This is a genomic window from Streptomyces solincola (assembly GCF_002982015.1).
Classification (GTDB): Bacteria; Actinomycetota; Actinomycetes; order Streptomycetales; family Streptomycetaceae; genus Streptomyces; species Streptomyces solincola.
This window is the reverse complement of sequence record NZ_PVLV01000364.1, coordinates 1-5,134: the sequence shown is the minus strand read 5'-3', so window position 1 is coordinate 5,134 and position 5,134 is coordinate 1. Positions and strand designations below refer to the sequence as shown.

Genomic DNA, 5,134 nt, shown 5'->3' with positions numbered 1-5,134 from the left:
CCCGCCGAGGGCCGCACCGCCGTCGGCCAGGTCTTCGACGCCGTCGGCAGCCGCACCGTGTGGACCGGCGACGACCCCGCCACCGGCAGCGCCACCCGGCTCAAGCTCGTCGCCAACAGCTGGGTGCTCGCCGCCACCGGCGCCGCCGGCGAGGCCCTGGCCCTGGCCAAGGGCCTCGACGTCGACCCGCACGCCTTCTTCGAGGTCATCGCCGGCGGCCCGCTCGACATGGGCTACCTGCGCGCCAAGTCCGAGCTGGTCCTGGAGGACCGGCTCACCCCCGCCTCCTTCGCGGTCGGCACCGCCGAGAAGGACGCCCGGCTCATCGTCCGCGCCGGCGAGCAGCACGGCGTACGCCTCGACGTCGCCGCCGCCTGCGCCGAACGCTTCCGCCGCGCCGCCGCCCAGGGCCGCGGCGACCAGGACATGGCCGCCGCCTACTACGCCAGCTTCGACGGCTCCGCCGCCTCCTGACGCCGACGGAACCCCGGCCGGGAGCCCGGTCTCCCGCACGGCACGGACGGCGGGGGGACCGGCGGTGGTGGGACGCCTCCGATCCCACGCCCGGCCGCGGGGTCGCAACTCCGGCCGCCTGGACGGGACTTCGGTCGCGCGGCACCGGACCGCCGGCCGCGGCGGTCTTTCCCTCGAACGGCCCCGCCGCCCGCCCGCGCTCTGTACGATCCCAGGGCCGGTACGGGGAGCACGGCGACGGGGAGCACGGCACAGGGGGTCCCATGCCAGGTCACGACCGCACGACGTCCGGGCGAAGGCGCCGCCGCCACCGCGCCGCCGCGAGCTGCGCGCTCGCGGCGCTGATCGCCGGCTGCTCGGCCGGCGACCCGCAGCGCGCTCCGGCCGGACCCAGCCCCGCACCGGCGGCCCCGTCCTCGGCCTCCGCCGACCCCGTGCCCGGCGAACAGCCCGCCGTCCGCTTCACCGCCGACCCGGCGCGCGTCCCGGAGAACGCCGCCCAGGCCGAGGCGCTCACCGACCGGGTCGCCTTCCAACCCGCCGACTGGGGGCCGGACTTCCGGGCCGAGGCCGCGCCCGAGAGCCGCCCGCGCACCGTCGCCGCGCTCGACGGGCAGTGCCGCTGGCAGCGCGTCCCCCTGCCGCCCGGCGTGCTGGCCTCCCGCTCCCGCTACGCCTGGCTGCCCGGCTCGGCCGGCAAGGGACCGCTGCGGGTCACCGCCGTCGTCACCGTGTACGCCACCGAGCAGGCCGCCGACCGGGAGCTGGCCGACGCCCTGGAGCAGTCGCTGCGCTGCCCCGAGCAGCAGATCCGGGACGGCGAGCGGGTCGGCGGACTGCAGTCGGCCGCCAGCCCGTTCGGCGTGCACGGCCAGCAGTGGGCCGACGACCACGTGATCGAGCAGGGCTTCTACGCCACCCCGGACGGCGCCCGCCCCTACTCCTGGGGCGTCGGCCGGATCGGCGCCGTCACCATCGGCGTGTCGGTCCGCGGCGGCGCGGGCCACACCCCGCAGGACCTGCTGGTGCAGGCCAACGCACCGATGGCCGGCATGGGGGAGCGGGTCAAGGCCCGCCTCGGACGGGAGGGCTGATGGAACCCCTGCACCGCACCGACCCGGCCCGGATCGCCGGCCACCGGCTGCTCGGCCGGCTCGGCGAGGGCGGCATGGGCGTCGTCTACCTGGCCCGCTCGCCCCGAGGCCCGCTGGTGGCGCTGAAGGTGGTCCGCCGGGAGTACGCCGACGACCCCGGCTTCCGGGAACGCTTCCGGCGCGAGGCGGACATCGCCCAGCGCGTCGCCGGCCGCTGGACGGCGGCCCCGGCCGGCGCGGACCCGGACGCCGACGAACCCTGGCTCGCCACCGCTTTCCTGCCCGCCCCCTCGCTCGCCGAGGCCGTCGCCCGCCACGGGCCGCTGCCCGAGGCGTCGGTACGCGTCCTGGCGGCCCGCCTCGCCGAGGCGCTCACCGCGCTGCACGCCGGCGGCCTGGTGCACCGCGACCTCAAGCCGGGCAACGTGCTGCTCGCCCACGACGGACCGCGGCTGATCGACTTCGGCATCGCCCGCGCCGCCGACGACACCGGGCTCACGGCCACCGGACTGATCATCGGCACCCCCGGCTACCTGCCGCCGGAGGCGGCGGACGGCCGCCCCGGCGACCAGGTCGGGCCCGCCGGCGACGTCTTCGCGCTGGGCTGCGTCCTGGCGTACGCGGCCACCGGACGCCCGCCGTTCGGCGCCGGCCCCGTGGACGCCCTGCTCTACCGGGCCGTGCACGACGAACCGGACCTCGACGGCGTACCCGCCGAACTGGCCGCCACCGCCCGCCGCTGCCTGGCCAAGGACCCCGGACAGCGGCCCACCGCGGCCGAGTTGGCCGCGCTCGCCGACCCGCCGGCCGACCGGGACCCCGGGCCGGGCGCCGCCCGCCGGGCCGACCCGGACGACGCCGACCCGCCGGACTGGCTGCCCCCGGCCCTGGTCCGGCTCGTCGCGGAACGCTCGACCGCCGCGCTGGCGCTGCCGGACATCCAGGACACCCGGATCGACGCCCCCTCCGCCGCTGACGCCCCCTCCGGCGCGGCTCCGCCACCGGCCGGCCGCCCGGGCCCCGGACCCACCGACGAGGCGGCGGGTCCGGCGGCTGCGCACGCTGAGGCGGCGGGTGGACGGGCCGAGGCGGCAGGCGCGCAAGCTGACGCGGCGGGCGCGCATGCTGAGGTGGTGGTCCCGCAGGCCCAGCCGGCGGGAGGACAGGCCGAGCCGGCAGGCGCGCAGGCCAAGCCGGCAGGCGCACGGGGCGAGGCGGGCGGCGCCGACGAGCCCGTGCCGTCCGGGGCGGACACCGCCCCGGACGACCCGCACGCGCCCGCGACCGCGGGAGAGCCCGCCCCGTCCGGCGACGCCGTACCCGCCGACGCCGGGCCCGCCAGCCGTCCCCGCCGCCGGGTCCTGCTCGCCGCGGCGGGCGGCGCCCTGCTGCTCACCGCCGGCGCCGGCACTGCCCTGTGGGCGCGCGCACGCGACGAGGACACCGCAGCTTCCGCCGACGACCCCAGGCCCCACCACACGATCGCCCTGCACGGCGACCTCACCGGCCCCGACCGAGCCACCGGGCGCGCCCAGGAACAGGGTCTGCGGCTGGCCGTCGAGCAGTTCAACTCCCGCCCCGGGCAGCCCTTCCGGTTCACCGTGCGCACCGAGGACGACGGCGGCGACCCGGTCCGCGCCCGCCGCGCCGCCGGGAAGCTGGCCGCCGACCCCGCCGTCCTGGCCGTGCTCGGCCCCACCACCGACGCCACCGCCGAGGCCGCCCTGTCCGTCTACGACACCGCCCTGCTCCCGGTGGTCACCGTGTCCACCGGGGCCACCGTGCTGACCGTCACCGGCAACCGCTCCGCGCAGCACACCCGGCTCCCGGACTCCGCCCTCGGCATCTACCTCGACATCCACCTGCGCGGCTACACCTCCGCCCGCCGGGTCGGCATCCTCGTCGACCGGGCCGGCGGCGACCACGCCCTGGAGATCGGCCGCACCCTCACCAAGGCCCTGCGCCGCGGCGGCCTCCCACCGCTCCCCGAGGTCATCAGCGCCCTGGACGACGACCTGGGCGCACCCGCCCGCACGCTGCCCGCCGCCGGCGCCGACGCCGTCGTCTACACCGGCAGCCCCGAACGCGCCGCGCGCTTCGCCCGCGAACTGGACCGGCGGCGCTTCACCGGCCCCCGCGTCGGCCTCCACCCGCTGCTCGACCCGCGCTTCCTGGACGCCGCCGGCGACGCCGCCGAAGGATGGGTCCTGCTCGCCCCGATCGGCGACCCGGCCCTCGCCGCGAAGGGCGCCGCCTTCACCGCCGCGCACCGGCGCCGCTTCGGCGGCCCGCCCGCGCACTACGCCGCCGAGGCCTACGACGCGGCCGGCCTCGTCCTCGCGGCGCTGGGCCGGCTGCGCACCGCCCGGCCCGCCCGTGAGGACCTGCTGAGCGCCATCCGGACCCAGCCCTACCAGGGGCTGACCCGCTCCATCGCCTTCACCAAGGACACCGGGGCCCTGGTCATCGCGGCGGACAACAACGTCCACCGCTGGCGGGTGCGGGACGGGGCCTTCCGCTGCGAGGGGCCCGCGCCGCTCGCCGTACCCGCCTGATGCGCCCGCTGGGCCCCGCCGACCCGCCCGCCATCGGCCCCTACCGCACCCTGGCCAGGCTGGGCGCCGGCGGTATGGGCGTGGTCTACCTGGCCCGCTCGCGCGGCGGGGCGGTCGTCGCGGTCAAGGTCATCCACACCGCCCGCGCGGGCGACCCCGACCACCGGGCCCGCTTCCGCCGCGAGGTGGCCGCCGCCCGCAGCGTCGACAGCCCCTGGACGGCGCCGCTGCTGGCCGCCGACCCGGACGCCGACGCCCCCTGGCTGGCCACCGCCTACATCCCCGGCCCCTCGCTCGGCGAGGCCGTCCAGACGCACGGCCCGCTGCCCGAGACCGCCGTCCGCGTCCTCGGCGGCCGGCTCGCCCACGCCGTCGGCGCGGTGCACCGCGCCGGGCTTGTGCACCGCGACGTCAAGCCCGGCAACGTCCTGCTCGCCCTGGACGGGCCCCGTCTGATCGACTTCGGCATCGCCCGCGCCCCGGACGCCACCGCCCTGACCGCCGGCGGCGCGATCATCGGATCACCCGGCTTCCTCGCCCCCGAGCAGGCCCAGGCCCGCCGCGAGGACATCGGACCGCCCTGCGACGTCTTCGCCCTCGGCTGCGTCCTCGCCTACGCGGCCACCGGCGTGCGCCCCTTCGGCGGCGGCCTCGCCGCGGCCGCGCTGCTGCGCACCGTCACCGAGGAACCGGACCTGGACGACGTGCCCCCGGCGCTCCTCGGCCTGCTCACCGCGTGCCTGGCCAAGGCGCCGGCCGAGCGGCCCACCGCCGCCGAGGTGCGGCGCGCCCTCGCCCCGACCGACGGCGCCGCTCCCGGCTGGCTCCCCGCCGAGGTGACCCGCCTGGTCGCCACCCGGGCCACCCGGGCCCTGACCACCGCCGCCCTCCCGGCCACCGATTCCCCGGACGCCGCCCCTCCGGCCGCCCGGGCCGTGACCGCCACCACCCTCCCGGCCCCCGACGCCCCGGGCGGCCGGAGGGGCGGCGTCCGGGGAATCGGTGGCCGGG

At 79.3% G+C, this 5,134-nt stretch carries 4 protein-coding genes; all 4 read left to right on the top strand.

Annotated features, from left to right (window positions below; translation table 11 throughout):
• Positions 1 to 474, top strand: a 474-nt coding sequence (locus C6N75_RS21720) for an NAD-binding protein (RefSeq protein ID WP_146132635.1), incomplete at its 5' end; no start/stop codon positions are given.
• Positions 475 to 737: 263 nt separating this feature from the next.
• Positions 738 to 1,568, top strand: a complete 831-nt coding sequence (locus tag C6N75_RS21715) for a hypothetical protein (RefSeq protein ID WP_105870580.1) — start codon at positions 738 to 740, stop codon at positions 1,566 to 1,568.
• A complete protein-coding gene (locus C6N75_RS21710) occupies positions 1,568 to 4,123 on the top strand; it encodes a bifunctional serine/threonine-protein kinase/ABC transporter substrate-binding protein (RefSeq protein WP_105870579.1) in 2,556 nt (851 codons plus the stop codon). Before C6N75_RS21715 ends, C6N75_RS21710 begins: the two co-directional genes overlap by 1 nt.
• Positions 4,123 to 5,134, top strand: a 1,012-nt coding sequence (locus C6N75_RS21705) for a serine/threonine-protein kinase (RefSeq protein ID WP_146132634.1), incomplete at its 3' end; no start/stop codon positions are given. The genes C6N75_RS21710 and C6N75_RS21705, both read left to right, overlap by 1 nt.